This window comes from Comamonas sp. 26 (assembly GCF_002754475.1).
Classification (GTDB): Bacteria; Pseudomonadota; Gammaproteobacteria; order Burkholderiales; family Burkholderiaceae_C; genus Comamonas.
The window spans coordinates 38552-63419 of the sequence record NZ_PEFL01000001.1 but is presented as its reverse complement, the minus strand read 5'-3'; the positions used below and the strand labels follow the sequence as shown (position 1 = coordinate 63419).

The following is a 24868-nucleotide window of genomic DNA, read 5'->3' as shown; positions in this document are numbered from 1 at the left end:
AAAGTTGAGCGCAATGCGGGTCTCTGTCATCCGCAGCCAAAACTACACCACAGCCCAGGAGACACCCTCAATGAAGAAACGCCTTTTTACCGCCTCGGTTCTGGCCACCAGCATGCTTTGGCTGGCTGCAGCCCCCACAACAGCTGTCGCTCAGGACAAGTTCCCCAGCAAAAGCGTGCGCTGGATCGTGCCCTACGCAGCGGGCGGTGGTTCGGACTTTCTGGCCCGCACCATAGGCCAGGCCTGGGGCGGACAGGCGCACCACCCCATCGTGGTGGACAACCGCCCGGGTGGCAATACGGCCATCGGCGCATCGGAAACCGCACGCGCTGCAGCCGACGGCTATACGGTGCTGTCGGCCGACAACGGCACACTGATTTTCAACCCCGTGCTCTACAAGAGCCTGAGCTACAACCCCGGCAAGGACCTGACGCCGGTCACGCTGATGGGCCGCTTCCCCATGATTCTGGTGGCCGGCCCCGCCGAAAAAGCCAAGACCGCAAAGGAGTTCATTGCCGCCGCCAAGGCCAGCACAGACGGCGTGAACTACGGCTCCGCCGGTGCGGGCAGCCCTCACCACCTGGCCATGGAACTGCTGAAGTCCGAAGCCGGGCTCAAGCTCGCCCATGCACCCTATCGCGGTGCGGCTCCGGCACTGGCCGATGTGGCGGGCGGTCAGATTCCCGTGATGATGGTGGACCTGGCTGCCGGTGCGGGGTTCATCAAGGGCGGCAAAGTGCGTCCGCTGGCCGTGGCCAACGCCACACGCCTGCCCCAGTTGCCCGATGTGCCCACGTTTGCTGAACTGGGCCTGCCCGGTGTACAGGCTGCGGCCCTTGTAGGCATGGTGGCACCGGCCAAGACGCCAGCAACTGTAGTCACCGCACTCAACAAGCAGGTGGTGGCAGCCATCAACGAGCCCGCCGTCAAGCAAAAGCTCGTCGACTTTGGCGTGGAACCGGTGGGCAATACGCCCGAGCAATTCCAGGCCCTGATCCAAAGCGAAAGCACACGCTGGCAAAAGCTGATCAAGGATCTGAACATCACGTTGGACTGACTGCTCTGCAGATCCATCTCGCGGGGGCTGGCGGCAGGCCGCTCCCCGCGCTCTCCTTGGATGGTGCACCGCCGTCCCCTGCCTCTTTGAGTTGCGAGATAGCCATGACCGTTTCCACCCCCAGCCGCTGCCCCATCGACCACAGCCAGTTCAGTCAACCCAGCGGCAAGAGCGGCCCCACGGGCTGCCCCATCAGCCACGGGGCGGCCGACTTCGACCCCTTTGCCGATGGCTACCAGCAGGATCCGCCCGAATATGTACGCTGGGCACGCGAGCAGGAGCCCGTGTTCTACAGCCCGCAGCTGGGCTACTGGGTGGTCACGCGCTTTGACGACATCAAGGCCATCTTTCGCGACAACCTGACTTTCAGCCCCTCGATTGCGCTGGAAAAAATCACTCCCACGGGCGATGAAGCCAACGCCGTGCTGGCCAGTTACGGTTTTGCACTCAACCGCACCCTGGTCAACGAAGACGAGCCGGCCCATATGCCGCGCCGCCGCGCGCTGATGGAGCCATTCACGCCCGAGGCACTCAAACACCACGAGCCCATGGTGCGCAAACTGGCGCGCGAATATGTGGACCGCTTCATCGATGATGGCCGCGCCGATCTGGTCGACCAGATGCTGTGGGAAGTGCCACTCACGGTGGCCATGCATTTTCTGGGCGTTCCTGCAGACGACATGGACACGCTGCGCGAATACAGCATTGCCCACACCGTCAACACCTGGGGCCGCCCCAAAGCCGAGGAGCAGGTGGCGGTGGCCCATGCCGTAGGCAATTTCTGGCAGCACGCGGGCCGCATTCTCGACAAAATGCGTGCCGCACCCGATGCCGAAGGCTGGATGCAGTACGGCATTCGCAAACAGAAAGAACTGCCCGAGGTCGTCACCGACTCCTATCTGCACTCGATGATGATGGCCGGCCTCGTCGCCGCCCACGAGACCACAGCCAATGCCACTGCCAACGCGGTCAAGCTGCTGCTGCAGCACCCCAAGGTCTGGCAGGAAGTCTGCACCGATCCTTCGCTGATCCCCAATGCCGTCGAAGAATGCCTGCGCCACAACGGCTCGGTGGCCGCCTGGCGACGCCTGGCAACCAAGGATGTCGTAATCGGCGGCCAGGCCATTCCCGCAGGCAGCAAGCTGCTCATCGTCACCTCTTCAGCCAACCACGATGAACAGCATTTCGTCGATGCCGACCTGTTCGACATCCATCGCGACAACGCCAGCGATCACCTGACGTTCGGCTACGGTTCGCACCAGTGCATGGGCAAGAATCTGGCGCGTATGGAGATGCAGATCTTCCTCGAAGAATTCACGCGCCGCCTGCCGCATATGCAGCTGGCCGAGCAAACCTTCAGCTATGTGCCCAACACCTCGTTTCGCGGCCCCGAGCATCTGTGGGTGGAGTGGGATGCAAGCCACAATCCAGAGCGCAGCAACCCCGGCTTGCTGGGCGAGCAACAGCCCGTGCGCATCGGCGAATCCTCGCAAGGCGGCGTCAGCCGCAGCATGCTAGTGGAAAGCACCGAGCTGATCGCACAGGATGTGCTGCGCGTGCGCCTCAAGGCACCCGACGGCCGCGACCTGCCACGCTGGACGCCTGGCTCGCATATCGACCTGCAATGCGGCGACACAGGTATCTCGCGCCAGTACTCGCTGTGCGGCGATCCACAGGAAGCCGATACCTACGAGATCGCCGTGCTGCGGGAAGAGCAAAGCCGTGGCGGTTCGGCCTGGGTGCATGGCGCGCTGCAAGCCGGCATGAAGGTGCAGATGCGCGGCCCGCGCAACCACTTCAAGCTCGACGAAGGCGCGAAGCAGCTGATATTGGTGGCCGGCGGCATCGGCATCACGCCGATTGCGGCCATGGCGGCGCGCGCCCAGGCTCTGGGCATTCCCTATGAAATTCACTACAGTTGCAGCCAGCGTGAACGCATGGCGCTATTGAATACATTGCAGGCTCGGCATGGTTCAAGACTCCATATCTATGTGGGCGCAGAAGGTTTGCGAGCCGATTACCCGGCGCTGCTGGCGATGACCCGGCCCGGTACACAGATCTATGCCTGCGGACCGCAGCGCATGCTCGAAGGGCTAAGCCAGGCCAGCCGCCACTGGCCCGAAGACAGTCTGCGCGTGGAGCATTTCTCCAGCTCGCTGGGCGCGCTTGACCCAAGCAAAGAGCACGGCTTTGAAGTGGAGTTGCGCGAGTCCGGCATCACGCTGCAGGTGCGCAACAACGAGAGCTTGCTGGACGCGCTGCGCAGCGCCAATATCGACGTGGAATGCGATTGCCGCGAAGGTCTGTGCGGCTCCTGCGAAGTACAGGTCATCGAGGGCGATATCGACCACCGTGACATGGTGCTGACCCGCGCCGAACGCGCGGCTTGCACCAAGATGATGAGCTGCTGCTCACGCGCCAGAACACAGGAGTCCAGGATCGTGCTGGCACTTTGATCACATGGACCAGATTCTGGGCGTACTGCCCTGCAGCTCCCAGAGTTCTTTTCTCCAAAAAGCCCACACGGTTTTCCACAGCATCATCACAGGCTCAACCACAGGTGATACACCGCGCAGAATCAACATGTTTTCATTGGGAGAAGTCACGCCACTCACCACCCCGCCGGTAGCTGATTCCAGCAGCGCATGCGTGCCCTCCAGCAAGGCCTCGCGCTGCTGGCGGGTGATGGGGGTGCCGCTGGCAAAAATCAGACTGGCCAGACAGCGGTGGCCAGCCAGCCCCAGATCGCCGCTGAGCAGCAAGTCATCATGCGCATTGACCACGCCTCGCTCCAGAAAGCGACCCGGCCATTCGATGTGCTGCTCAAAAGTGCCCGCTTCATAAGGCTGGGCCGCCAAAGGCAAGCCCAGCGCCGTCACATCCCAGGTCAGCAGCTGCGCGCCCTCTTCCAGCTCAAATTCAAGGTGGTTGATGGCATCGCAGGCGTTGTACGCAATCGCCTCCAGAGGCAGCCATTCCAGCCGTGCGCCCTGCTCCAGATGCAGCTTGGTCTGCTGCAAGGCACGCTGCCCATTGCTTTTGTAAAAACGCGTGGCACCGGGCGTAGTGATCAGTGCATGTGCGCCTTCGGTCACACGCACATCAATATCCAGTACATCGCCGCCCACCAGTCCGCCCGGTGGATGAACGAGCACGTTATGGCAAATGCCCGGGCCTTCGGGGTACAGGCTCTTGAGAATGCGCAGCGGCCCATCGTGCGTGAAATGCACCGAAGTCTTGTCCACAGTTTGTGTGTAGTTCAGCGCCAGCTTGGCATGCCATGTCATGGGCTCTCCTCGTTGATTTACAGCACGTCATCAAATCGCCACCAGCGACCGCACATTTTTGGCCTGCATCTCGCTGCCGGGGCCAGATGCCAGCACCTCGCCACGCTCCATCACCACGTAGTGATCGGCCAGCTCTTCGGCGAAGTCGTAGTACTGCTCGCACAGCAATATGGCCATATCACCCCGATTAGCCAGCATGCGGATCACCCGGCCAATGTCTTTGATGATGCTCGGCTGTATGCCTTCGGTGGGTTCATCCAGAATTAAAATTTTGGGCTGCGGCGCCAGCGCACGTGCAATGGCCAGTTGTTGTTGCTGACCGCCCGAGAGATCGCCACCACGCCGGTGCAGCATCTGCTTGAGCACGGGGAACAGCTCATACAGTTCCCCCGGAATTTTGGTGCGAGCCGAACAGTACGACAGGCCCATGCGCAGGTTGTCTTCGACCGACAGCCGCGAGAAGATTTCACGGCCCTGGGGCACATAGCCGATGCCGCTGCGAGCACGCTCATACGGCGTTTTTTTAGCGATGTCTACGCCTTGCCATTCCACACTGCCGCTTTTGATGGGCACCAGGCCCATCAGGCTTTTGAGCAGCGTGGTCTTGCCCACACCATTTCGGCCCAGTAGCACGGTGACTTTTCCAACCTCGGCCTGAATGTTCACATCGCGCAGGATGTGCGAGCCGCCGTAGTACTGGTGCAGATTTTGAACTTTAAGCATTTTTGACCTCTAGCGCTTTCCTATCAAGCGTAAGCAGCTACATTTTTCATAGTCCACACCTGTCACACAGGCATGCCCTAACCCAGAGACACCAAGCAAGGGGGCCCCGCAGCAAAGGTGTCGTCCCCCTTCCGAAGAGAAAAGGGGAAGGCGCAAAGCGCCGCAGGGGTTACCTGCCTAAATACACTTCAATGACTCGCTCATTGGCCTGCACTTGCGCCAGCGTTCCTTCGGCCAGAACCGAGCCATCGCATAGCACCGTCACCTTCTCGCTGATGGTGTCGATAAAGCTCATGTCGTGCTCCACAACCATCAGCGAATGCTTGCCTTTAAGGGTAAGAAACAGCTCAGCCGTGCGCACAGTTTCTTCATCCGTCATGCCCGCCACGGGCTCGTCCAGCAGCAGCAGCTTGGGCTCTTGCACCAGCAGCATTCCTATCTCCAGCCATTGCTTCTGGCCGTGGCTGAGCAGGCCAGCCTGCCGCGTCACGCTGCCTGCCAGATGAATGGTGTGCAGCACCTCAGCAATCCGGTCTTTTTGCGCGCCGCTGAGCTTGAACAACATGGATGCGGCAATGCCTTTGTGCGTTTTCAGCGCCAGCTCCAGGTTTTCAAAAACGCTGAGTTCTGCAAACACCGTGGGTTTTTGAAACTTGCGCCCAATGCCCATGGCGGCGATCTCAGGCTCCTTGTAGCGCAGCAGGTCGATGGTGGAGCCGAAGTACACCGTGCCGCTGTCGGGCCGGGTCTTGCCGGTGATGATGTCCATCATCGTGGTCTTGCCCGCGCCGTTGGGACCGATGATGCAGCGCAGCTCACCGGGTGCGATGTCGAGGTTCAGGCCGTTGATGGCTTTAAAGCCATCAAAGCTCACATGTACATCTTCCAGATAAAGAATTCGGCCGTGGGTCACATCCACCTCACCCGCCATCACGGGTCGCGCCATGCTGGCGTTGCGTCCGCCGGATTCGGTGCCCGGCTGGGACTGCTGCGCCGCGTGATAGTCGGCCAGACGCTGCGCGCCTTCCTGCATCAGGTCGGGTGTCATGCGCGGACTCCTTTCAGGGTGTCTGCCGTACGTTCGCTGGCCTGTCTGGCCATGGCAGCAGCGGCGTGGTTCAGCTCGGACCGGGTCTGTGCATTGCGCTTTTCACGCCATTGCTTGATTTGCTGGGGCAGGCGAATCACTCCGCCGGGCATGAACAGCGTGACGATGATGAACAACGCGCCCAGCACATACAACCAGTACTCAGGCGCTGCCACGGTAAGCCAGCTCTTGCCACCATTCACCGCAAAGGCGCCGATGATGGGGCCGACCAGCGAAGCACGGCCGCCCACTGCCGTCCACACCGCCATTTCAATGGAGTTGCTCACGCTCATTTCACTGGGGTTGATGATGCCCACCTGAGGCACATACAGAGCACCCGCCAGGCCGCACATCATGGCCGAGATGATCCAGATCGACAGTTTGTAAGGCAGCGGGTTGTAGCCGCAAAACATGGTGCGCGTTTCGGCATCACGCACGGCCTGCAGCACGCGACCATATTTGCTGCGAATCAACCAGCGCGAGAACAAAAAGCAACCCAGAAGCGCCAGCCCGGACAGTGCAAACAGCAACACCTGAATACGCTGTGAAGTCAACGAAAAGCCCAGCAAAGTCTTGAAGCCGGTAAAGCCGTTATTGCCCCCAAAACCCGTCTCATTGCGGAAGAACAGCAGCATGGCAGCATAGGTCAGCGCCTGCGTGATGATGGAGAAATACACACCCTTGATGCGCGAGCGAAAAGCGAAGTAGCCAAACACGCCGCCTATCAGTCCCGGCACCAGAAACACCAGCAGCACGGTGGCGACAAAGCTGCCCGACAAGGCCCAATGCCAGGGCAGCGTCTTCCAGTCCAGAAAGCCCATGAAGGCCGGCAGCGCATCGGGGCCAGCGGCTTCACGCATCAAGTACATGCCCATCACATAGCCACCCAGCGCAAAGAACAGGCCATGGCCCAGACTCAAGATGCCGGTATAGCCCCAGATCAGATCAATGGCCAGCGCGCAGATGGCGTAGCACATGAACTTGCCCAGCAGGCCAAGCATGTAATCCGACAGGTACAACGCACTGCTTTCAGCCACCCATAGATTGAGCGCCGGAGCCACGGCGCAGATCACGATCAGCGCAACGAGAAACACCGTCCAGCCCTTGCGACTCAAAAGGCGCTCGGGCTGCGGCAGTTCGATGATTGGCGATGTTGAATTTGCAGCTGTCATGTCATGCCTCCGCGCTACGACCCTTGAGGGCAAAAATGCCCTGAGGACGCTTTTGAATAAAGATCACGATGAACAGCAGCACGGCAATCTTGGCCAGCACCGCGCCCGTCCAGCCTTCGAGCAGCTTGCTAAGCACACCCAGCCCCAGCGCGGCATAGACCGTGCCAGCCAGCTGGCCCACACCGCCCAATACCACCACCAAGAAACTGTCCACGATGTAGTTCTGACCCAGGTCGGGGCCTACGTTGCCAATCTGGCTCAAGGCGCAACCAGCCAGACCAGCAATGCCCGAGCCCAGCGCAAACGCATAGGTGTCGGTGCGTGCTGTATTCACGCCTACGCAAGACGCCATGGCGCGGTTTTGCGTGACGCCGCGTACAAACAAGCCGAGGCGCGTTTTGGCGATCATGAAAGCCACGGCGCCCAGCACCGCAAAGGCGAACACGATGATGGCGATACGGTTGTAAGGCAGCGTGAGGTTGGGCAGCAGTGCAATGCCGCCACTCATCCAGACGGGGTTTTCCACGCCCACGTTCTGCGCGCCAAACAGGCTGCGCACTGTTTGCTGCAGCACCAGGCTGATGCCGAAGGTGGCCAGCAGCGTCTCCAGCGGGCGACCGTAGAGGAAGCGAATCACGCCACGCTCTAGAACCGCACCGACCAGCGCCGAGGTCATGAAAGCCACAGGAATAGCCACCACCAGATACCAGCCAAAAGCAGCCTCAGGCACCCAGCGTTGAAAGGCAAGCTGCACCAGATAGGTGGCATAGGCACCAATCATGATCAGCTCGCCATGCGCCATGTTGATAACGCCCATCAGTCCATAGGTAATGGCCAGGCCCAGGGCGGCCAGCAGCAGCACGGAGCCAAGGCTGATGCCGCTGAACGCTGCGCCCAAGCGCTCGCCCCAAGCCAGATTTTCAGCAATGTCTGCCAGCGCCGCTTTGATGGCTTTTTGCACGGCAGGATCCGCTTCATCGGCCAAGCGCTGGTTGAGCAGCAACTGTGTCTCTGGCGTCTGCGAATGGGCCAGTTGCTCCACGGCCTGAAGACGCTGCTGCCTGTCATCGCTATTCAGCAAGCTAGCGGCTTTGGCGCGGCTCAGCAGGGCTTTGACTTGTTCATCGGTTTCGCCGGCAAGCGCCTTGTCGATCAAGGCGAGGCGCTCAGCATCGGGCTCGGCGGCCAGCTTTTCGGCCGCACTGCGGCGCGCTGCAACATCGCTGCTACTCAGCGCCAGCGCGGCCTGCGCTGTGTCAATGACAGAGCGCATGTAATTGTTGTTGACGACTTCTTCGGCATCCACCGGTAGCTTGGCGGCCTGCCCCGTCGCCGCATCAGTGACCACATCGCCGCTGACCACAAAGGCCTTGCCTTGCGATACCCGCACCTCATCATTGGAGAGTGCGGCAAGGTAGGCAGCAAGGCGTGCGCCATCGCTCTGAGCATCATGAGCAAGCACCACTTGATTGATGGCCTGTGCGCGCTGCTCGGCGTCATCTGCCGCAGCCATTGCATAGGCCTGCTCGGCAGTCATTGAATGACTGGAAAAGCTCAGCAACGCACCCAGGCTGGCGGCCAGAGCCCATCTCCATCGCTTGCTCGGTATGTTCATAAAGGTATCTCGGATACTTTCTTGCCGCAGACCTTATTCAACAAGCGCCAGCAGCTATCTTTTCAGGACTGGAGAGCCCACCAGACCTCTCCAGCCCGCGTTCCACGCCGGTGGAGAATCAGGAGCTCTTGCCGTTGGGCTCGTCCTTCTTCTTGTCATTGCCTTCGATGAAGGGGCTCCAGGGCTGGGCCTTGATCGGGCCCTTGGTCTTCCACACCACGCTGAACTGACCGTCCGCCTTGATCTCGCCCACCATCACGGGCTTGTGCAGGTGGTGGTTTTTTTCATCCATCTTTACGGTGAAGCCATCCGGTGCGGCAAAGGTCTGGCCGGCCATGGCGGCGATCACTTTGTCGGTGTCCGTGCTCTTGGCTTTTTCCACGGCCTGCTTCCACATATGAATGCCGACCCAGGTGGCTTCCATCGGGTCGTTGGTCAGCGGTTTGTCTTTGTGACCGGCGATGTTCTTGGCCTTGGCGTAGTCGCTCCACTGCTTGATGAAAGCGGTGTTGGTCGGGTTCTTCACGCTCATGAAGTAATTCCAGGCGGCCAGGTGGCCGACCAGCGGTTTGGTGTCCACACCGCGCAGCTCTTCCTCACCCACGCTGAAGGCGACCACAGGCACATCCTTGGCCTTCAAACCTGCATTGCCCAGCTCTTTGTAGAAGGGAACGTTGGAGTCGCCGTTGATGGTGGAGATCACCGCCGTCTTGCCGCCGGTGGAGAACTTCTTCACATCGGCCACGATGGTCTGGTAATCGCTGTGACCGAAGGGGGTGTAGGTTTCCATGATGTCGGAATCCTTCACGCCCTTGGACTTGAGGAAGGCACGCAGAATCTTGTTGGTGGTGCGCGGGTACACATAGTCGGTACCGAGCAGCACAAAGCGCTTGGCACCGCCTCCTTCCTTGCTCATCAGATATTCAACGGCTGGAATGGCTTGCTGATTGGGCGCTGCGCCTGTGTAGAACACGTTTTTCGACAGCTCTTCACCCTCGTATTGCACGGGGTAGAACAGCAGGCCGTTGTTCTGCTCAAACACGGGCAGCATCGATTTGCGCGAGACGCTGGTCCATCCGCCAAACACCACGGCCACCTTGTCTTGCGTGATCAGCTGCTTGGCTTTTTCCGCAAACAGCGGCCAGTTCGATGCGGGGTCTACCACCACAGGTTCAAGCTTTTTCCCCAGCACACCGCCCTTGGCATTGATGTCGTCAATCGCCATCAGCACCGTGTCTTTGAGCACGGTCTCAGAGATCGCCATGGTGCCTGAGAGGCTGTGCAAAACGCCCACCTTGATGGTGTCGGCTGCCAGTACCTGTGAAGTCAAACCCAGGCCCAGAGCCATGGATGCAGCCAGTGTTGTGAGGGTTCCGCGACGGTTCATTTCAGCACTCCCAGGAGGTTTATTCGGTCACATTGACCGCATCTCCTCAAGTGCAAATACCGTGCCAGCGTTCTTTGCCTCTCAAACAACTCTTTCATGTGCCACGCGGCCAGTAACGCCCTGCAAGACCCTGCACTACGGTAGTGCGCCATGCACCAGATACAGGCGCAGCACAGGGAGTGGCACTGTTGAAGTGCATGACCACCGCTATACCTCAGTGCACGGCAAAGCGCAGCAGAAATTCGTAGCTGTTTTGCGTCGTTTTCACATCGCCCTGCACGGCTTCGCGCCAGATGGCCTGCAAGATATTGGTGCCTGCGGAAGGCGTCACGCTGGCCATGCCTTGCGCATCGCTCAGCGTCGGCGCACCGGCTTCATTCCATGACAGGCGTGCGCCCGCCAGTGGCTTGCCGTTCAGCAGCACCTGCACCTTCAAGGGCTGGCCTGCATGCGGTGCCTTCCCTGCCTGCGGAACGATTTCAAAAATCTGGCCCAGTGGCTTTTGCATCACCGCACCCCAGCGCACCACGGTTTTGTGAAACTTGCGCGCATGCACGCCGCGCACCGCACCGGGGTTCTTGTCCATGGGCAGGGGCAGCATGTCACCTTCAGGTTTGACGCTGCTGAAGTAGCCGTTATCCAGCTCCACCGCAATCAGTGCAGCCCTGGCATCGGGCTTGACGCGAATGCCGCCGCGCACGCTCTGCACATCGCAGCTCAGCTCGCGCCCGCGCAGGTCGTAGGCATGCACACGCTGCAGCTTGGCCGGGTCAAAGGTTTCGGTCTTTCCTTCGTGGCCGCCAAACTGCATGACATAGCCGCCCTGCGCATCGGGTTCAAGCCACACGTTATGGGCATACACGGGGTTGGCGCAGAGCAGCCAGGCCGTAGCGGTCGTGCAAAGAATGCGCGCGATCACGCTTTTACAGGTCAGGGGCTGAAACATGAGAACTCCAAAATTCATAGTGAAAACTGCAGGCCCAGCTGCAGGCTGCGCGGCGCACCGGGTGCCACCAGACGCTGGCCGCCAATCAGGGTGGTGGTGCTGGCATAACGGGTGTCTGCGGCATTGCGCAGCCACAGGTTCAGACTGGCATTGCGCGCCACGCTGGCGGGCAGGCGGTATTGCAGACCCAGATCAATCCAGTGGTAGCTGGCCGCCCATTCGGTATTACTGGTGTTGATGGGCGAGCGGCCCACATGGCGCAGCACGCCGTGCACGGTGATATCGCTGCGCGGCATCCAGCGCGCATGCAAGGTGCTGGTGTATTCGGGCACCGCCACCACGCGCTGACCCAGCAAAGCGGCATTGGCGTTCTGCGTGACTTCGGAACGGTTGAGGCCATAGGCCCATTCGAGATGCCAGGCACGCCCGGGCAGCCAGTGCAGCTGCAGCTCGGCGCCCTTGCGCAGGGTAGCGCCCAGGTTTTCATACTCGCCGGGGGCGGTGTTGCGAATCTCCTGGCTGGAGGTGATGCGGTAAACCGAGGCATCGAGCAGCCACTGGCTAGAAGGCTTCCACTGCACGCCCAGCTCGATCTGGCGGAAGATGTTGGCGCTCAGGTCGCTGTTGCGCAGCGCATATTTGGCAAAGTCGCTGGGCAGGGCAAAGCCTTGCGACCAGCTGGCGCGCACTGCCGTCTGCGGATTGATCTGTGCCAGCGCACCCAGCTTGGGGCTGGCCTGGTTGCGACCTTGCATGCGGCTGCATTCATCGCCGCCGGTTTCGGTGCCCAGCAGGCGACAACTGCCGTCAAAGCGGTCCCAGCGCAGCTCGGCCGTGGTCTGCAACCAGTCCGTGGCTTGCCAGTTGCCCTGGCCATACAGGGCGGTGTTGTTAAGCCGCGTATTGCGGTCATCCAGCGCAGCAGCCATGCGCTGGCGGTTGACCAATCCATCCCAGTAGCCGTAGTCGGTGGACTCGCGCACCTGTTCCAGCCCCAGCATCCAGTTCAGCTCGCGCGCGGCAAGAGCCGTCTTGCCGTTCAGATTCAACCCCGCGCCCAGCACGCTGCGGTCATAGCGCTCCTCACGCTGCATCCAGGTGCCGCTGCGCGGGCGCGTGAACCAGCGCACAAAATCTTGTTGCGTGGCATAGACAAAGCCCAGCAGCCGGGTCTCGCCGCCGAGCGCGTACTGGGCATCAAGGCGCAGCGTGCCGAAGTGCTTGTTGGCACCGTCTCCCACCACATGGCCATCCTTGCCCTGCGGGTCCTGCCGCCACTGCGCTTCGGTCAGATAGCCGGGCGAATCGCCGCGCGCCTCATGCCAGCGGCCGGACAGCGAGATATCCAGCTTTTCATGCACATGGTGCTTCCAGTGGCCGCCGAGGGTGCTGCGCTCGTAGCCCGAGCTGGGCCGCGCACCATCGCCACGCGAATGCTGGGCCGCCAGATTGAGCTGATCGCCGCCCTTAAGCTCGCGCCCCAGCGCGGCCTGCGTATCCCACAGACCGTGCGAGCCTGTGCTGACATCCACATCGGTATAACTGCCGCTGCGGCGCGTGCGCAGCTCCACCAGACCCGCGCGGTTGTAATTGCCCTGCAGCACCGATACCGGGCCGCGATAGACATTGACCTTGTCCAGCTCCAGCGGCACCACCACATTCAGATCGAAGTAGCCATCGGCATGTGAAGTGGCTTCGTTCAGCGGAATGCCATCCAGCGTGGCCGCCACATCACCACCATGGCCACCACCGCCAAAGCCGCGCAGCACCAGCCCATTGGCCACGCCGCTGAGCTGGTAGTGATGGATATGCATTCCGGGCACCTTGCTCCAGAGCGATTCGACCTCCTGGCGCGGCTGCTCACGCAAATCGTCACGGCCTATTTCCGTCACCGAAAACGCGGGCTGCACGGCATCCAGCGACTGGCCCTTGACCTGGACTTCAGCCAGTCGAACTTCGGCCTCATGCGCCCACACATTGCCATGCAGCAACGCACAACAGGCCAGTGCTGTGCACCCAAGCGTCAGCTCCTGGCAGCGACTTCTGTGCGTTGAATTCTTCTTTGTCCTCATGCGCCAGATAGAGCAAGGTCCATGCCATGCAATGCACCGATTCAGCTCTTGCACTACACCCGCATGCACCACAAGCAAACACACCGAGCAGGTGTTGGTGCAATAACCGTCCACAGATGCACCAACAAGGTGCACCCTCATCCATTTCAGGCCATGTGAGCGCAGTGCAAACGCACCGCTTTGGCACAGCACTTGCTAGATACAAGCCCATAGAAATCACACCGCGCGCAGTCAGCAGCGCCGACTGCGCGAGCTGACTGAGGAATTAAAGAAGATGGAACTGACTCCTCGTGAAAAAGACAAGCTGCTGATCTTTACCGCCGCCCTGCTGGCAGAGCGGCGCAAGGCGCGCGGCCTCAAGCTCAACTACCCAGAGTCCGTGGCGCTCATCAGCGCCTTTGTGATGGAAGGCGCGCGCGATGGCCGCACTGTCGCCCAGCTCATGAGCGAAGGCCGCAGCGTTCTGACACGCGCCGATGTGATGGAAGGCATTCCCGAGATGATTCCCGACATACAGATCGAGGCCACTTTTCCCGACGGCACCAAGCTCGTCACCGTGCACGAGCCCATTGCCTGACCCAGCAGAAACTTCAAGCCTTTTAGCCCGCTAGACCTTACCTATCAAGCGCAGACAGCTATGAAATTCAAGCAATTCATCATCACCACTGCCACTGCCACTGCCACAGCTGCAGCGGCCCTTCCCCTGTCCGCGCTCGCCCATGTGGGTGCCGATGGCGGCGGCCACCATCACTTTCTGGACAGCCTGAGCCACGCCTTTGCCCACCCTTTCACGGGTGCTGACCATCTGGCCGCCATGCTGGCTGTAGGCGCATGGAGCGCTCTGACCATGCCCAGCCTGCGCACCGCATGGCGCGCCCCTGCGGCCTTTGTCGCCCTGCTGGTAGCGGGCGCACTGGCAGGCTTTGTGGGCCTGTGGGTGCCGGGTGTGGAGCCCATGATTGCCGCATCCGTGCTGGTGCTGGGCCTGCTGGTACTGGTGCAGAAAAAAATGCCTTGGGGCATCGCCGCCGCACTGGCAGGCGTGTTCGCTTTCTTTCACGGCGCAGCACACGGGTTTGAGCTGGCTGGTGACAGCGGCATGGCGACTGTCGGTGCCCTGGCAGGCATTGCGCTGGGCTCAGCCACCCTGCATATCGCGGGCATGGTGTTCGGCCACGCGGTCATGCAGCGCCATCAATGGGTGGCCCAATTCGGCGGTGCAGCGACAGCGGCACTGGGCGCTTTCATGCTGACCAAGCTCGCTTGAGGAGGCCCGCATGATCCCCGGTGAACTACTGCTCGACCAAGGCGCGCACGAACTCAACCCCGGCCGCCCTGTCACCACGCTGGTGGTGCAAAACGCCAGCGACCGGCCGATTCAGGTCGGCTCCCACTACCACTTTGCGGAGACGAACGCGGGCCTGTCTTTCGACCGCGAAGCCGCCCACGGCAAGCGCCTGAACATTGCCAGCGGCATGGCCGTGCGTTTTGAGCCGGGCCAGCAGCGCACGGTGGAATTGGTAGACATAGGCGGCGACCGCCAGATTTACGGCTTTCGCGGCCTGATTCAAGGAAAGCTGTAATGCACCCACGCCCCTCACTTCATGTAGTCACTGCCCCTTGCGGCGACCCAGCGGGAGACATGTAATGGCCACCATGGACCGACGTGCCTACGCCGAAACCTTTGGCCCCACGGTGGGCGACCGCCTGCGTCTGGCCGATACCGAGCTGATCGTGGAGGTGGAGCAAGACCTCACGCTGCGCGCCGGTGGCTATGGCGAGGAAGTGAAATTTGGCGGCGGCAAGACCATACGCGACGGCATGGCGCAAAGCCAGCGCACACGCGCGCAAGGTGCCGTCGACACCGTGCTGACCAACGCCCTCATCATCGACCACTGGGGCATTGTCAAAGCCGACATCGGCTTGAAGGACGGGCGCATTGTTGCGATTGGCAAAGCGGGCAATCCGGACACCCAGCCCGGTGTGGACATCATCATTGGCCCCGGCACCGAAATCATTTCGTGTGAAGGAAATATCGTCACCGCAGGCGGCATAGACACCCACATCCACTTCATCGCACCGCAGCAAATTGAAGAGGCACTGACCAGCGGCGTGACCACCATGATTGGCGGTGGCACGGGCCCCGCCACCGGCACCTTTGCAACCACCTGCACGCCAGGCCCCTGGCATATGGAACGCATGCTGCAGGCGGCAGATGCCTTCCCCATGAACATCGGTTTTTTGGGTAAGGGCAATGCCAGCCTGCCTGCCGGGCTGCATGAGCAAATCAGCGCGGGGGCCATCGGCCTGAAGCTTCACGAAGACTGGGGCAGCACGCCAGCGGCCATCAGCAACTGCCTGGATGTGGCCGAAGAGACCGACACACAAGTCGCCATACACACCGACACGCTCAACGAGAGTGGCTTTGTGGAAGACACGGTGGCGGCCTTCAAGGGTCGCACCATTCACACCTTCCACACCGAAGGCGCGGGTGGCGGCCACGCGCCCGACATTCTGAAAGTGGTGGGCGAGACGAATGTGCTGCCCAGCTCCACCAACCCCACGCGCCCCTACACCATCAACACGCTGGACGAGCATGTGGACATGCTGATGGTCTGCCACCATCTGGATGCTGGCATTGCCGAAGACCTGGCCTTTGCCGAAAGCCGCATCCGCAAGGAGACGATTGCGGCCGAGGACATACTCCATGACATCGGCGCGATCAGCATGTTCAGCTCTGACAGCCAAGCCATGGGCCGCGTGGGCGAGGTGATTTTGCGCACCTGGCAGACCGCCCACAAGATGAAGCAGCAGCGCGGGCCTTTGCCGGGTGACGGAGCCAGAAACGACAACTTCCGCATCAAGCGCTACATTGCCAAATACACCATCAACCCCGCGATTGCGCACGGAATCAGCCATGAGGTGGGCAGCATCGAAGTGGGGAAATGGGCCGACATCGTGATCTGGAAGCCTGCCTTTTTCGGCGTCAAACCCTTTTGCATCTTGAAGGGCGGCAGCATTGCCATGGCGGCCATGGGCGACCCCAATGCGTCCATTCCCACGCCCCAGCCCGTGCACTACCGCCCCATGTTTGCCAGCTTTGGCGGAGCGATTGCAAAGACCTCACTCACCTTTGTCTCGCAAGCCGGTCTGGCTGCAGGTATTGGCCAACGCTTTGGGCTGCACAAGACTTTGTCGGCAGTGAAGGGCATTCGCAATGTGAAGAAGCAGCACATGATTCACAACGATCTGGCACCCCACATGGAGGTAGACGCCCAGACCTACGCCGTGCGCGCCAATGGCGACTTGCTGACCTGCGAGCCCGCCACCAGCCTGCCCATGGCGCAGCGCTACTTTTTGTTCTGAGCGCTGTTGAGAGAAAACGCGGTATCCGGATGCTGAACGCCCTTGCCTTCAAACCACTGCAGCCAGTCGCTGGCGGCAATGCGCGGCGCGTGCTGCACGGTGGCGGGCATGGCTTCGTAGACCAGCACCGCCAGCGGTTGCTGGCTGCCATCGCTGCACATCACAGCCAGGGTCAGCACGCGCTTGCGGTACTCGCCCATGTCCTGCAGCCACAGGCCTTCAATGCGGTCCATGGCCTGCTCCAGCGCGTCGCTCATGGGGTAGACCTCGGCCAGCACGGTCTGCGTGCCATTGAGGCTCAGGCCGGGGTACCAGCCCAGGTCAAACAGGCTGCCCATGAGCTGCGTTCTACCCCTGCAGACAATGCCCGGCTGCAGTCTGGCAATGTCGTTGACGCCACCTGCACGCAAAGTGCCATAGACCGCCACATGGGCCGCGCCGCAGGCATGCCAGCCCATAGAAGATTCTTTTTCCATCACCGCATCCAGAGAGTTTTCAAACCGTTTGGCAGTAGCAAAAAACACGCCAACCTGTTCCATGATCTGCGAAGCACGCTCCTATTTTGATTGCCTATGCTGACTGCCAACAAACTGCTGCCTCAGGGCCAAGGCCTCTCCACCGTCCTGCTCAAGCGTGCCGCCACCATTGAGCTGGACTGGGATGTGCGCCAGAAATCCCGCTTTGCCGCCACCGACAGCAAGGGGCGGACGCTAGCCATTTTCTTGCCACGCGGCCAGGCTGTGCGGGGTGGTGATGTACTGGTGGCGGAGGACGGCAGCCTGATCCGCGTGCTGGCCGCGCCGCAAAAAGTGCTGCGCATTACGGCCTGCGCCGAGCATGGCACGCCGTTTGATTTGATGCGCGCCGCCTACCATCTGGGCAACCGCCATGTACCGATCGAGCTGCAGCCCGATCACCTGAAAATCGAGCCCGACCATGTGCTGGCCGACATGCTGCGTAGCATGCATATGACGGTGGTCGAGGCCGATCTTCCCTTTGAGCCCGAAGGCGGTGCCTACGGCGGCCATGTGACCAATGATGGACACAGCCATCACCACCACGGGCATGACCACCCGCATGCACACGATCACGGTCATGGGCATGAACACTGATACCCAGCCCGCAGCTCCAGCCCCGACTTTGGCTCTGAATCAGCACAGCTTTTTGCAGCTGATGTGGCTGGCTTCGCCTGCCTTGCCGATTGGTGGTTTTTCATACTCCGAAGGGCTTGAAGCGGCCATCAATGCTGCGCTGGTTACTACAGAAAAAGGAGCAGCCAGCTGGCTGGTGCAGCAACTGCATCTGACCCAGTCGCGCGGAGATATGGCGGTGATTGCGCAGGCCGTTGCGGCATGGCAGCACAACGACCTGAGCCAGGTTGCCGCGCTGAACCAGTGGGTGCGTACCACGCGCGAAACGAGTGAGCTGCGGCTGCAGACCGAGCAAATGGGCCGGTCGCTGACCGAGTGGTTGCGCAACCGCTATGCCGATGCCCCCGAACATCACGCCTCCATCACCTGGCTGGGCGCTCAAGATGCCAGTTACCCCGTGGCCTTTGCGTTTGCGGCCTTTTGCACGGGGGCTGCACCCCGCGATGCGTTGCTGGCCTTTGCCTTTGGCTGGGCGGAGAACATGGTGCAGGCCGCCATCAAGGCCGTGCCTCTGGGCCAAAGTGCAGGTCAGCGCATTCTGGCCAAGCTGACGCAAGAAATCCCCCAAGCTGTTGACCATGCGCTGGCACTGCCAGACAGCGGGCGGCAGGTTTTTTCGCCCATGCTGGCTATTTTGTCGGCCCAGCATGAACACCAATACTCACGCCTGTTTCGATCATGAGCACTGCACTGCACCACATCCCCAACCGCACAAAAAAACTGCCCCCCTTGCGCGTGGGCATTGGCGGGCCCGTGGGCTCGGGCAAGACCACCATTCTGGAAATGCTGTGCAAGGCCATGCGCGACAAATGGGACCTGATCGCCATCACCAACGACATCTACACCAAGGAAGATCAGCGCCTGCTGACCGTCAGCGGCGCGCTGCCCGCTGAGCGCATCATGGGCGTGGAAACCGGCGGCTGCCCGCACACCGCCATTCGTGAAGACGCGTCCATCAACCTGGAAGCCATTGACCGCATGCTCAAGGACTTCCCCGATGCCGACATCGTCTTCATCGAGTCGGGCGGCGACAACCTGGCTGCCACCTTCAGCCCCGAACTTTCGGACCTGACCATCTATGTCATCGACGTGGCGGCAGGCGAGAAGATTCCGCGCAAGGGCGGGCCCGGCATCACCAAGAGCGATCTGTTTGTAATCAACAAGACCGATCTGGCCCCCCATGTGGGCGCCAATCTGGAGATCATGCGCAGCGACACCATCAAGCAGCGCACCACGCAAAAAGGGCTCAAACCCTTTGTGATGACCAACCTCAAGACGCTGGAAGGACTGGACGAAGTGGTGGCACTCATCGAAAAACAGGGCCTGCTGGCAGCCTGATTTCAGACGAAAAAAAGCCGCCTCAAACGGCGGCTGTTTCTATCACCTGTGGGTGATTATTGGTTTGCCAGATCCAGATGGAACTCGCGAGCTTCTTGGATGAATTCGATCAGGGAGTTGAGAGCTTGGCGCATGATGAACTTTCTATGAAATCAAGAGATGCACTTCAAGCGACGGACAGTACGCATCTCATGCACTGCCAGAACCGGGTTAAACCTTAAGGGTTAACCCTTGAGATAAGTATAAACCACTACTTTTGATTTTGCAAACGCTGCCGAGCACCGCTGTCGCACGCCAATGCTCAAAAACGACATCCCGCCTTGTCGAATCGCTTAATCAAGCCCAGGTTTGCCAGATTCCCGCATGCAATTGAGTGAAATTTGCTGTACTTTTTAACAGTACGTCGTCAGGCTTGCATGCTGACTGCTACGCTATGGGCTGTTGACAATATTTGAGGCGGGCTCACAACGCCCGCAGGTGGAAAGTGGAAATGGCGCGTGATTTAGGTTTGCAGCAGATGGCCGGGGCTCCGGCTCATCGAATGAACGCCGACATCCTGCCCGGCGAATATGCCGCGCCCCGGTTTTGCCCATGTGGAGCCTGCGCATGACATCCACACTGACTGGCCCCAGCACCCCCGCCTCGTGGAACATCACGACCATGAACCCCGCAGAAGCCCCCTGGCATCTGCTGCTGCTGGCCGACCCCTCGCGTGAGCGCATCAAGCGTTACCTGCCCCACTCCACCTGCTTTGCGGCCCGCCAGACCGCCCAGTTCACGCCCAGCGGTCTGGGTGCGCTGATTGGTGTCTGCGTGCTGACACCTGAAGGTGACGGGCAGCACAAGTGGGAGCTGATCAATATGGCCGTGTCCACGGCCTGGCAACGCAACGGCATTGGCTCGGCCCTGCTGCACCGCGCCATCCGCGAGATGCGCCAGCGCGGCGTGCGGCAACTGGAAGTAGGAACCGGCAGCTTTGGCGATCAATTGCTGTTCTACCAGCGCATAGGCTTTCGCGTGACCGACATAGAGCGCGACTTCTTTTTGCAAAACTACACCACCCCACTGTGGGAGCGCGGCGTACAGCACAAGGACATGCTCAAGCTGACGCTGGAGTTGTAGTAATTCAAAAACGATAGCAGCGTGCGCAATCGGTAAAAGGGCTAGAGCGTCAAAAAACAAAAAGAGGCACCTGAGTGCCTCTTTTTTGATCGTCAGACCCGAATCGCTCAAGCGGTCTTGATACGACGCGCACGCACGGCCTGCGCCAGCTGCTCCAGCACCGGAATCGTCTGTTCCATGCTGATGCAGGCATCGGTCAGAGACACGCCGTAGGCCAGCTCTTCGCCTTCCACGATGTCCTGACGGCCTTCGTGAATATGGCTTTCAATCATCACGCCGGTAATGCGTGCATCACCGGCCGCAACCTGCTGGGCCACATCAGCACCGACGTCGATCTGGCGACGGTGCTGCTTGCTGCTGTTAGCGTGCGAGAAGTCAATCATCACCTGCGGACGCAGGCCGGATTTTTCCAGAATCTCGCTGGCAGCCTGCACATGGGCCGCGTCGTAATTGGGGGCCTTGCCACCGCGCAGAATGACGTGACAGTCCCGGTTGCCGCGCGTTTCAAAAATCGCGCTCTGGCCCATCTTGGTCATGCCCATGAAGGCATGGCTGGACTGTGCGGCCAAGATGGCGTCGCTAGCCACTTTCAGGCCGCCATCGGTACCGTTCTTGAAGCCCACAGGGCAGCTCAGGCCGCTGGCCAGCTGGCGGTGGCTCTGGCTCTCCGTCGTGCGCGCACCAATCGCGCCCCAGCTGACGAGGTCACTGATGAACTGGGGCGACAGCAAATCCAGAAACTCAGTGCCCGCAGGCAGGCCCAGCTCCAGAATATCCAGCAGCAGGCGGCGTGCCAGCTCCAGCCCTTCGTTCACGGCAAAGCTGCCATCGCGGTAGGGATCGTTGATGTAGCCCTTCCAGCCCACCGTGGTGCGCGGCTTTTCAAAATACACGCGCATGACGATGAGCAGATCGTCCTTGAGCGCATCGGCCTGCACCTTGAGCTGGCGAGCGTAATCCATGGCCTGATCGTGATCGTGAATCGAGCATGGGCCGACCACCACTACCAGACGGTCATCCTGCCCATGCAGCACGCGCGAGATAGCTGCGCGGCTGGATTCCACCAGCGCGTAGGCTTGCTCGGTAATCGGCAGCCACTCTTCCAGCAGGGCGGGCGTGAGCAGCGGGCGCACGATCTTGATGCGCGTGTCATCGACGCGGGTTTTGTCCAGAGTGGTCAGCTTGGGGGCAGCGGGCACGGCCTTGCGCGGGGCCGGTGCAGTCGTGGAAGGCGTGGAGGAGTTCATCCCTCTATTGTCGCCTTGCCCGAACGGTTGCGCGGGCAGACCTGTTATTCGCCGCTGGAGAGCTTCATCAGCACCAGCCCGCTGACGATCAGCACGGCGGCACCCACGCGCATGGCGCTGACCTGCTCGCCCAGCACCGTAATGCCCACCACAAACGCACCTACGGCACCAATGCCCGTCCAGATCACATAGGCCGTGCCCAGCGGCAGCGTGCGCATGGCAATCGACAGCAGGCCAAAGCTGGCAATCATGGCCACGATGGTGATGGCGCTGTATTTGAAGTGAGTGAAACCGTTGGACTGCTTCATGGTGAAGGCCCAGAGCACTTCAAGAACGCCAGCAATCAGCAGATAAACCCAAGCCATAGCAAACCTCTTTGGAGATGAATGGCCAGGTCGTCCCGGCAAGAAAAAAGCCATGTGCAACACAGCCAGGCAAGGTCGTCCCTGCTGAGCGAATGCTAACCGGCTGCGGCAAACCCGGTCCAGCCTTGGGTGGTTCATGCACCACAGGCGCTGGCAAATACTTCGTCCAACTCAACGATGCCGACATGCTAAGGCTCACGCACAGTGAGCCTGACAAGCAACAAGGAGAGCTGACAAATGAATCGACTGCAAGACCGCATCGCCCTGATTACTGGCGCAGGTGCCGGCATTGGCAAAGGCGTTGCCCGCCGCTTTGCCGCCGAAGGTGCCAGCCTGTGGCTGGCCGATATCAATGCCGAAACCTGCGCCGCAGCGGCGCAAGAAATCAGCGAAGAGTTTGGCGTACAAGTCGGCTATTCGGCGGCAGATGTCAGCGAACATGCTGCCGTGCAAGCCATGGTCGATGCTGCGCTGGCGCACTTTGGCCGGGTGGACATTCTGGTCAACAACGCCTGGGGCCGTCGCCCCGGTGCCAAGCCCGGCTTTGCGCAGGTAGAGACGCTCAGCGATCTGGATGCCGACTGGGCATGGCGCATTGGCACGCAGTCTGCGCTGTGGGCCATGCAAGCCGTCTTTCCCGGCATGAAGCAGCGCGGCTGGGGGCGGGTCATCAATATGTGCTCGCTCAACGGCGTCAACGCTCACCCCTATTCGGTGGACTACAACATGGCCAAAGAAGCGCTGCGCACTCTTACCCGCTCCGCCGCGCGGGAATGGGCGGCCCATGGCATCTGCTGCAATGCCATCTGCCCTGGCGCAGCCACCGAGGCCTACAAAAAATTCGCCGCCGCCCAGCCAGACAATGCGGCCGATATGCTGCGCATGAACCCCATGGGATACATGGGCGAGCCTGAGCGTGATATTGGCGGCGCAGCGCTCTTCCTGGCCAGCGATGACTGCTGCTATGTAACCGGAAACACGCTGTTTGTCGATGGCGGCAGCCACATCAACGGCGTGCCGTGGTTGCCCAAGCAGAAATAATCACTCTCAAAAAAATAGCTGCCAGCGCTTATCTATCAAGCGCTGGCAGCTATTTTTAATGAAAAGACATCAGGCCTCGGCGGTCGCCTCAGCAGTCACCTCAGTCACGGCCTCTTCCAATAAAACGATATTCCCCACCGTCGCGCCATAGTGCGTCGCCACGCGCTTGCGCTGCTTGAGCACGGCGCGGTCTTTGCTGACCAGAACCGCTTTGTGCAGGCTAGCCAGGTCGAGGAAATGCTGGTCATCCGGGTCGGTGCAGGTAAAGCGAATCTTTGGGGCCTCGGCCACATATTCGACAGCTTCATCAAACGCCGCCATCACGCCTTCGGGCGTCTTGCCGTAGAAGCTCACACGCGGGGCGATCTGGCTGTAGTGCAGCACGCGGCCCAGCTCTATGCGCTGGGCTTGGTCGGCAATCCAGCGAACCTCGCCCTTGGCGACCAGTTCACGAATCGATGGGATATGCGGGTCGTCAAAGATCAGCATGTCCAGCACCACATTGGTGTCCAGAATCATGGGGCGCGGCAACGGGCCTTCGTAGCCGGCGTTACAGGCCGGCCAGCGCAGGGGGGCGATTTTCATTACGCTTCGCCTGCTTGCGCATTGCCGTCTGCAGCGCCATCGGCATTCTTGCGGGGCTTGGTCGAGCCCTTGATCATGTCGAAGCGGAACAAGCGGCACTCAATCGGGCCGTTCCACATGGGGGTGCGGCGCGATTCTTTGAGGCGCATCTGGCTGGGCAGCTTCAGGTCGGGCGTGAGCATGAAGGCGCTCCAGCCGCTGTAGTTCTTCTTCCAGTGGCTGGCCAGCTGGCTGAAGAATTCGCCGCCGTCTTCGGTCTGCGCAGTTTCGCGGCCTGCGCGTTCGACCTGACCCATACGCTCTGCAGCATTACGGCCCGAGCTACCAGCAGCGGCAATACGTTCGCCATAGGGCGGGTTCAGAATCATCATGCCGGGCTGGTCGGTAGGCGGCATACGCTGCAGCGCATCGCCACCGCGCAGGTTGATGGTCTCGGCCACGCCCGCACGCTCGGCATTGCGCTGGGCAAAGTCGACCATACGGAAGGAAATGTCCGAGCCATAAATGCCCACGGGCGACTCGGGCAGGATGGCGGCCTCGGCCTCGTCCAGAATCACTTCCCACACATGGCGCTGGAAGGGCACGAGCTTTTCAAACGCAAAGCGGCGCAGGATGCCGGCCGGAATCTTGCGCGCAATTTGCGCCGCTTCGATCAGCACGGTGCCGCTGCCGCAGCAGGGGTCGTACAGCGGCTGGGGGTTGTCGCCGTGCGGGTTCCAGCCACTGGCGGCAATCATGGCGGCGGCCAGGGTTTCCTTCAGCGGCGCATCGCCCTTGTCCTCGCGCCAGCCGCGCTTGAACAGCGCTTCGCCCGAGGTGTCGATGTAGATGGTGGCGCCGTCAGTCGTCAGGTGCAGGTGGACACGTACATCGGGGTGGTGTGTTTCCACACTGGGGCGCACGCCGTGGCGCTTTTCGCGGAAGCGGTCGGCAATCGCGTCTTTGACCTTGAGCGCGGCAAAGTTCAGGCTGGTCAGCGGGCTGTGCTGGGCCGTGACCTCGATCTTGAAAGTCTCTTTGGGCGAGAACCAGATCTCCCACGCCACCTCGCTGGCGGCGCGGTACAGATCGTTCTCGCTGCGGTACATGGTGTGCGACAGCTCGACCAGCACGCGCTGCGCAAGGCGGCTGTGCAGATTGAGCAGCATGGCATCACGCCACATGCCACGCAGCATGACGCCGCCCCGGCCCACGAGCAAATCTTGCCCGGTGGCGCCGGTGATGGCGTGGACCTCATCGGCCAGAAAACCCTCGACGCCGGCGGCGCAGGGCAAAAACAAATGCAGTTGGTTCATAAAAATCAATGC

Annotated in this window: 24 protein-coding genes and 1 pseudogene; 11 read left to right on the top strand and 14 right to left on the bottom strand. The window is 60.9% G+C overall.

Going from position 1 to position 24868, the window contains the following annotated elements:
- Positions 1 to 70: 70 nt before the first annotated feature.
- The gene (locus CLU84_RS00300; protein WP_099735406.1) at positions 71 to 1057 is read left to right on the top strand and encodes a tripartite tricarboxylate transporter substrate binding protein; all 987 of its coding nucleotides are present in this window, start codon (positions 71 to 73) and stop codon (positions 1055 to 1057) included.
- A 104-nt stretch (positions 1058 to 1161) separates the two neighbouring features.
- Positions 1162 to 3513 carry a cytochrome P450/oxidoreductase gene (locus tag CLU84_RS00295; RefSeq protein WP_099735405.1) on the top strand — a complete coding sequence of 784 codons (2352 nt, stop codon included), beginning with the start codon at positions 1162 to 1164 and terminating at the stop codon, positions 3511 to 3513.
- Here CLU84_RS00295 and CLU84_RS00290 read toward each other — a convergent pair whose 3' ends face one another.
- The 9 genes from CLU84_RS00290 to CLU84_RS22270 all read right to left on the bottom strand — a co-directional run bounded on the left by CLU84_RS00290 (position 3514) and on the right by CLU84_RS22270 (position 13374).
- On the bottom strand, positions 3514 to 4344 hold the full coding sequence (locus CLU84_RS00290) for an urease accessory protein UreD (RefSeq protein ID WP_099735404.1): 831 nt from the start codon (positions 4342 to 4344) through the stop codon (positions 3514 to 3516).
- 30 nt (positions 4345 to 4374) lie between these two features.
- Positions 4375 to 5067: an urea ABC transporter ATP-binding subunit UrtE gene (urtE, locus tag CLU84_RS00285; RefSeq protein WP_099735403.1), complete on the bottom strand. Its 693-nt coding sequence runs from the start codon at positions 5065 to 5067 to the stop codon at positions 4375 to 4377.
- Positions 5068 to 5236: 169 nt separating this feature from the next.
- Complete coding sequence (gene urtD, locus CLU84_RS00280; protein ID WP_099735402.1) at positions 5237 to 6115, bottom strand: urea ABC transporter ATP-binding protein UrtD; 879 nt, start codon at positions 6113 to 6115, stop codon at positions 5237 to 5239.
- Positions 6112 to 7326 (bottom strand): urea ABC transporter permease subunit UrtC, encoded by a 1215-nt coding sequence (urtC, locus tag CLU84_RS00275; protein ID WP_099735401.1) that lies wholly within the window; start codon positions 7324 to 7326, stop codon positions 6112 to 6114. The genes urtD and urtC overlap by 4 nt, the downstream gene beginning before the upstream one ends.
- Position 7327: 1 nt before the next feature.
- Positions 7328 to 8941 (bottom strand): urea ABC transporter permease subunit UrtB, encoded by a 1614-nt coding sequence (gene urtB, locus CLU84_RS00270; RefSeq protein ID WP_099735400.1) that lies wholly within the window; start codon positions 8939 to 8941, stop codon positions 7328 to 7330.
- Between the two features lie 118 nt (positions 8942 to 9059).
- Positions 9060 to 10328 carry an urea ABC transporter substrate-binding protein gene (gene urtA / locus CLU84_RS00265; protein ID WP_099735399.1) on the bottom strand — a complete coding sequence of 423 codons (1269 nt, stop codon included), beginning with the start codon at positions 10326 to 10328 and terminating at the stop codon, positions 9060 to 9062.
- Between the two features lie 214 nt (positions 10329 to 10542).
- Positions 10543 to 11274 (bottom strand): DUF4198 domain-containing protein, encoded by a 732-nt coding sequence (locus CLU84_RS00260; RefSeq protein ID WP_099737775.1) that lies wholly within the window; start codon positions 11272 to 11274, stop codon positions 10543 to 10545.
- A gap of 14 nt (positions 11275 to 11288) precedes the next feature.
- Positions 11289 to 13250 carry a TonB-dependent receptor gene (locus tag CLU84_RS00255; RefSeq protein WP_233209887.1) on the bottom strand — a complete coding sequence of 654 codons (1962 nt, stop codon included), beginning with the start codon at positions 13248 to 13250 and terminating at the stop codon, positions 11289 to 11291.
- Positions 13237 to 13374, bottom strand: a complete 138-nt coding sequence (locus CLU84_RS22270; RefSeq protein WP_233209886.1) for a hypothetical protein — start codon at positions 13372 to 13374, stop codon at positions 13237 to 13239. The genes CLU84_RS00255 and CLU84_RS22270 overlap by 14 nt, the downstream gene beginning before the upstream one ends.
- 246 nt (positions 13375 to 13620) lie before the next feature.
- Between CLU84_RS22270 and CLU84_RS00250 the strand changes: the two genes are divergently transcribed.
- The 4 genes from CLU84_RS00250 (at position 13621) to ureC (ending at position 16712) form a co-directional block, all read left to right on the top strand.
- Positions 13621 to 13923, top strand: coding sequence for an urease subunit gamma (locus CLU84_RS00250; protein ID WP_099735397.1), 303 nt, complete (start codon positions 13621 to 13623; stop codon positions 13921 to 13923).
- Positions 13924 to 13983: 60 nt separating this feature from the next.
- Entirely contained in the window at positions 13984 to 14613 is a 630-nt protein-coding gene (locus CLU84_RS00245) for a HupE/UreJ family protein (protein WP_099735396.1), read from the top strand.
- Positions 14614 to 14623: 10 nt separating this feature from the next.
- On the top strand, positions 14624 to 14929 hold the full coding sequence (locus tag CLU84_RS00240; protein ID WP_099735395.1) for an urease subunit beta: 306 nt from the start codon (positions 14624 to 14626) through the stop codon (positions 14927 to 14929).
- A 64-nt stretch (positions 14930 to 14993) separates the two neighbouring features.
- Positions 14994 to 16712, top strand: a complete 1719-nt coding sequence (gene ureC / locus CLU84_RS00235) for an urease subunit alpha (protein ID WP_099735394.1) — start codon at positions 14994 to 14996, stop codon at positions 16710 to 16712.
- Here the strand turns inward: ureC and CLU84_RS00230 are convergent.
- Entirely contained in the window at positions 16697 to 17188 is a 492-nt protein-coding gene (locus tag CLU84_RS00230; RefSeq protein WP_099737774.1) for a gamma-glutamylcyclotransferase, read from the bottom strand. The genes ureC and CLU84_RS00230 overlap by 16 nt on opposite strands.
- A gap of 96 nt (positions 17189 to 17284) precedes the next feature.
- Here CLU84_RS00230 and ureE point away from each other — a divergent pair.
- The 4 genes and pseudogenes from ureE to CLU84_RS00210 all read left to right on the top strand — a co-directional run.
- Positions 17285 to 17821 (top strand): annotated as a pseudogene (gene ureE / locus CLU84_RS00225) (urease accessory protein UreE); the annotation flags it as partial.
- Positions 17814 to 18545, top strand: a complete 732-nt coding sequence (locus tag CLU84_RS00220; protein ID WP_099737773.1) for an urease accessory protein UreF — start codon at positions 17814 to 17816, stop codon at positions 18543 to 18545. The pseudogene ureE and the gene CLU84_RS00220, both read left to right, overlap by 8 nt.
- Positions 18542 to 19201 carry an urease accessory protein UreG gene (gene ureG, locus CLU84_RS00215; protein ID WP_099735392.1) on the top strand — a complete coding sequence of 220 codons (660 nt, stop codon included), beginning with the start codon at positions 18542 to 18544 and terminating at the stop codon, positions 19199 to 19201. Before CLU84_RS00220 ends, ureG begins: the two co-directional genes overlap by 4 nt.
- Before the next feature lie 606 nt (positions 19202 to 19807).
- The gene (locus tag CLU84_RS00210) at positions 19808 to 20323 is read left to right on the top strand and encodes an N-acetyltransferase (protein WP_099735391.1); all 516 of its coding nucleotides are present in this window, start codon (positions 19808 to 19810) and stop codon (positions 20321 to 20323) included.
- Between the two features lie 107 nt (positions 20324 to 20430).
- Here CLU84_RS00210 and CLU84_RS00205 read toward each other — a convergent pair whose 3' ends face one another.
- Together CLU84_RS00205 and CLU84_RS00200 are read right to left on the bottom strand one after the other, a co-directional pair.
- On the bottom strand, positions 20431 to 21570 hold the full coding sequence (locus tag CLU84_RS00205; RefSeq protein ID WP_233209885.1) for a 3-deoxy-7-phosphoheptulonate synthase: 1140 nt from the start codon (positions 21568 to 21570) through the stop codon (positions 20431 to 20433).
- A 44-nt stretch (positions 21571 to 21614) separates the two neighbouring features.
- Positions 21615 to 21935 carry a multidrug efflux SMR transporter gene (locus CLU84_RS00200; RefSeq protein WP_099735390.1) on the bottom strand — a complete coding sequence of 107 codons (321 nt, stop codon included), beginning with the start codon at positions 21933 to 21935 and terminating at the stop codon, positions 21615 to 21617.
- A 237-nt stretch (positions 21936 to 22172) separates the two neighbouring features.
- Here CLU84_RS00200 and CLU84_RS00195 point away from each other — a divergent pair, with 237 nt between their 5' ends.
- Positions 22173 to 22976: an SDR family NAD(P)-dependent oxidoreductase gene (locus CLU84_RS00195; RefSeq protein WP_099735389.1), complete on the top strand. Its 804-nt coding sequence runs from the start codon at positions 22173 to 22175 to the stop codon at positions 22974 to 22976.
- A 69-nt stretch (positions 22977 to 23045) separates the two neighbouring features.
- Here the strand turns inward: CLU84_RS00195 and CLU84_RS00190 are convergent, their stop codons facing one another.
- Both CLU84_RS00190 and CLU84_RS00185 read right to left on the bottom strand, forming a co-directional pair.
- The gene (locus CLU84_RS00190; protein ID WP_099735388.1) at positions 23046 to 23561 is read right to left on the bottom strand and encodes a putative toxin-antitoxin system toxin component, PIN family; all 516 of its coding nucleotides are present in this window, start codon (positions 23559 to 23561) and stop codon (positions 23046 to 23048) included.
- Entirely contained in the window at positions 23561 to 24856 is a 1296-nt protein-coding gene (locus CLU84_RS00185) for a class I SAM-dependent RNA methyltransferase (protein WP_099735387.1), read from the bottom strand. The genes CLU84_RS00190 and CLU84_RS00185 overlap by 1 nt, the downstream gene beginning before the upstream one ends.
- Between the last annotated feature and the right edge of the window lie 12 nt (positions 24857 to 24868).

Bases quoted from the DNA above. Each gene is read 5' to 3' on its own strand.
- CLU84_RS00300 (WP_099735406.1), top strand. From the start codon at position 71: ATGAAGAAACGCCTTTTTACCGCCTCGGTTCTGGCCACCAGCATGCTT.
- CLU84_RS00295 (WP_099735405.1), top strand. From the start codon at position 1,162: ATGACCGTTTCCACCCCCAGCCGCTGCCCCATCGACCACAGCCAGTTC.
- CLU84_RS00290 (WP_099735404.1), bottom strand. From the start codon at position 4,344: ATGACATGGCATGCCAAGCTGGCGCTGAACTACACACAAACTGTGGAC.
- urtE (WP_099735403.1), bottom strand. From the start codon at position 5,067: ATGCTTAAAGTTCAAAATCTGCACCAGTACTACGGCGGCTCGCACATC.
- urtD (WP_099735402.1), bottom strand. From the start codon at position 6,115: ATGACACCCGACCTGATGCAGGAAGGCGCGCAGCGTCTGGCCGACTAT.
- urtC (WP_099735401.1), bottom strand. From the start codon at position 7,326: ATGACAGCTGCAAATTCAACATCGCCAATCATCGAACTGCCGCAGCCC.
- urtB (WP_099735400.1), bottom strand. From the start codon at position 8,941: ATGAACATACCGAGCAAGCGATGGAGATGGGCTCTGGCCGCCAGCCTG.
- urtA (WP_099735399.1), bottom strand. From the start codon at position 10,328: ATGAACCGTCGCGGAACCCTCACAACACTGGCTGCATCCATGGCTCTG.
- CLU84_RS00260 (WP_099737775.1), bottom strand. From the start codon at position 11,274: ATGTTTCAGCCCCTGACCTGTAAAAGCGTGATCGCGCGCATTCTTTGC.
- CLU84_RS22270 (WP_233209886.1), bottom strand. From the start codon at position 13,374: ATGGCATGGACCTTGCTCTATCTGGCGCATGAGGACAAAGAAGAATTC.
- CLU84_RS00250 (WP_099735397.1), top strand. From the start codon at position 13,621: ATGGAACTGACTCCTCGTGAAAAAGACAAGCTGCTGATCTTTACCGCC.
- CLU84_RS00245 (WP_099735396.1), top strand. From the start codon at position 13,984: ATGAAATTCAAGCAATTCATCATCACCACTGCCACTGCCACTGCCACA.
- CLU84_RS00240 (WP_099735395.1), top strand. From the start codon at position 14,624: ATGATCCCCGGTGAACTACTGCTCGACCAAGGCGCGCACGAACTCAAC.
- ureC (WP_099735394.1), top strand. From the start codon at position 14,994: ATGGCCACCATGGACCGACGTGCCTACGCCGAAACCTTTGGCCCCACG.
- CLU84_RS00230 (WP_099737774.1), bottom strand. From the start codon at position 17,188: ATGGAAAAAGAATCTTCTATGGGCTGGCATGCCTGCGGCGCGGCCCAT.
- CLU84_RS00220 (WP_099737773.1), top strand. From the start codon at position 17,814: ATGAACACTGATACCCAGCCCGCAGCTCCAGCCCCGACTTTGGCTCTG.
- ureG (WP_099735392.1), top strand. From the start codon at position 18,542: ATGAGCACTGCACTGCACCACATCCCCAACCGCACAAAAAAACTGCCC.
- CLU84_RS00210 (WP_099735391.1), top strand. From the start codon at position 19,808: ATGACATCCACACTGACTGGCCCCAGCACCCCCGCCTCGTGGAACATC.
- CLU84_RS00205 (WP_233209885.1), bottom strand. From the start codon at position 21,570: ATGAACTCCTCCACGCCTTCCACGACTGCACCGGCCCCGCGCAAGGCC.
- CLU84_RS00200 (WP_099735390.1), bottom strand. From the start codon at position 21,935: ATGGCTTGGGTTTATCTGCTGATTGCTGGCGTTCTTGAAGTGCTCTGG.
- CLU84_RS00195 (WP_099735389.1), top strand. From the start codon at position 22,173: ATGAATCGACTGCAAGACCGCATCGCCCTGATTACTGGCGCAGGTGCC.
- CLU84_RS00190 (WP_099735388.1), bottom strand. From the start codon at position 23,561: ATGAAAATCGCCCCCCTGCGCTGGCCGGCCTGTAACGCCGGCTACGAA.
- CLU84_RS00185 (WP_099735387.1), bottom strand. From the start codon at position 24,856: ATGAACCAACTGCATTTGTTTTTGCCCTGCGCCGCCGGCGTCGAGGGT.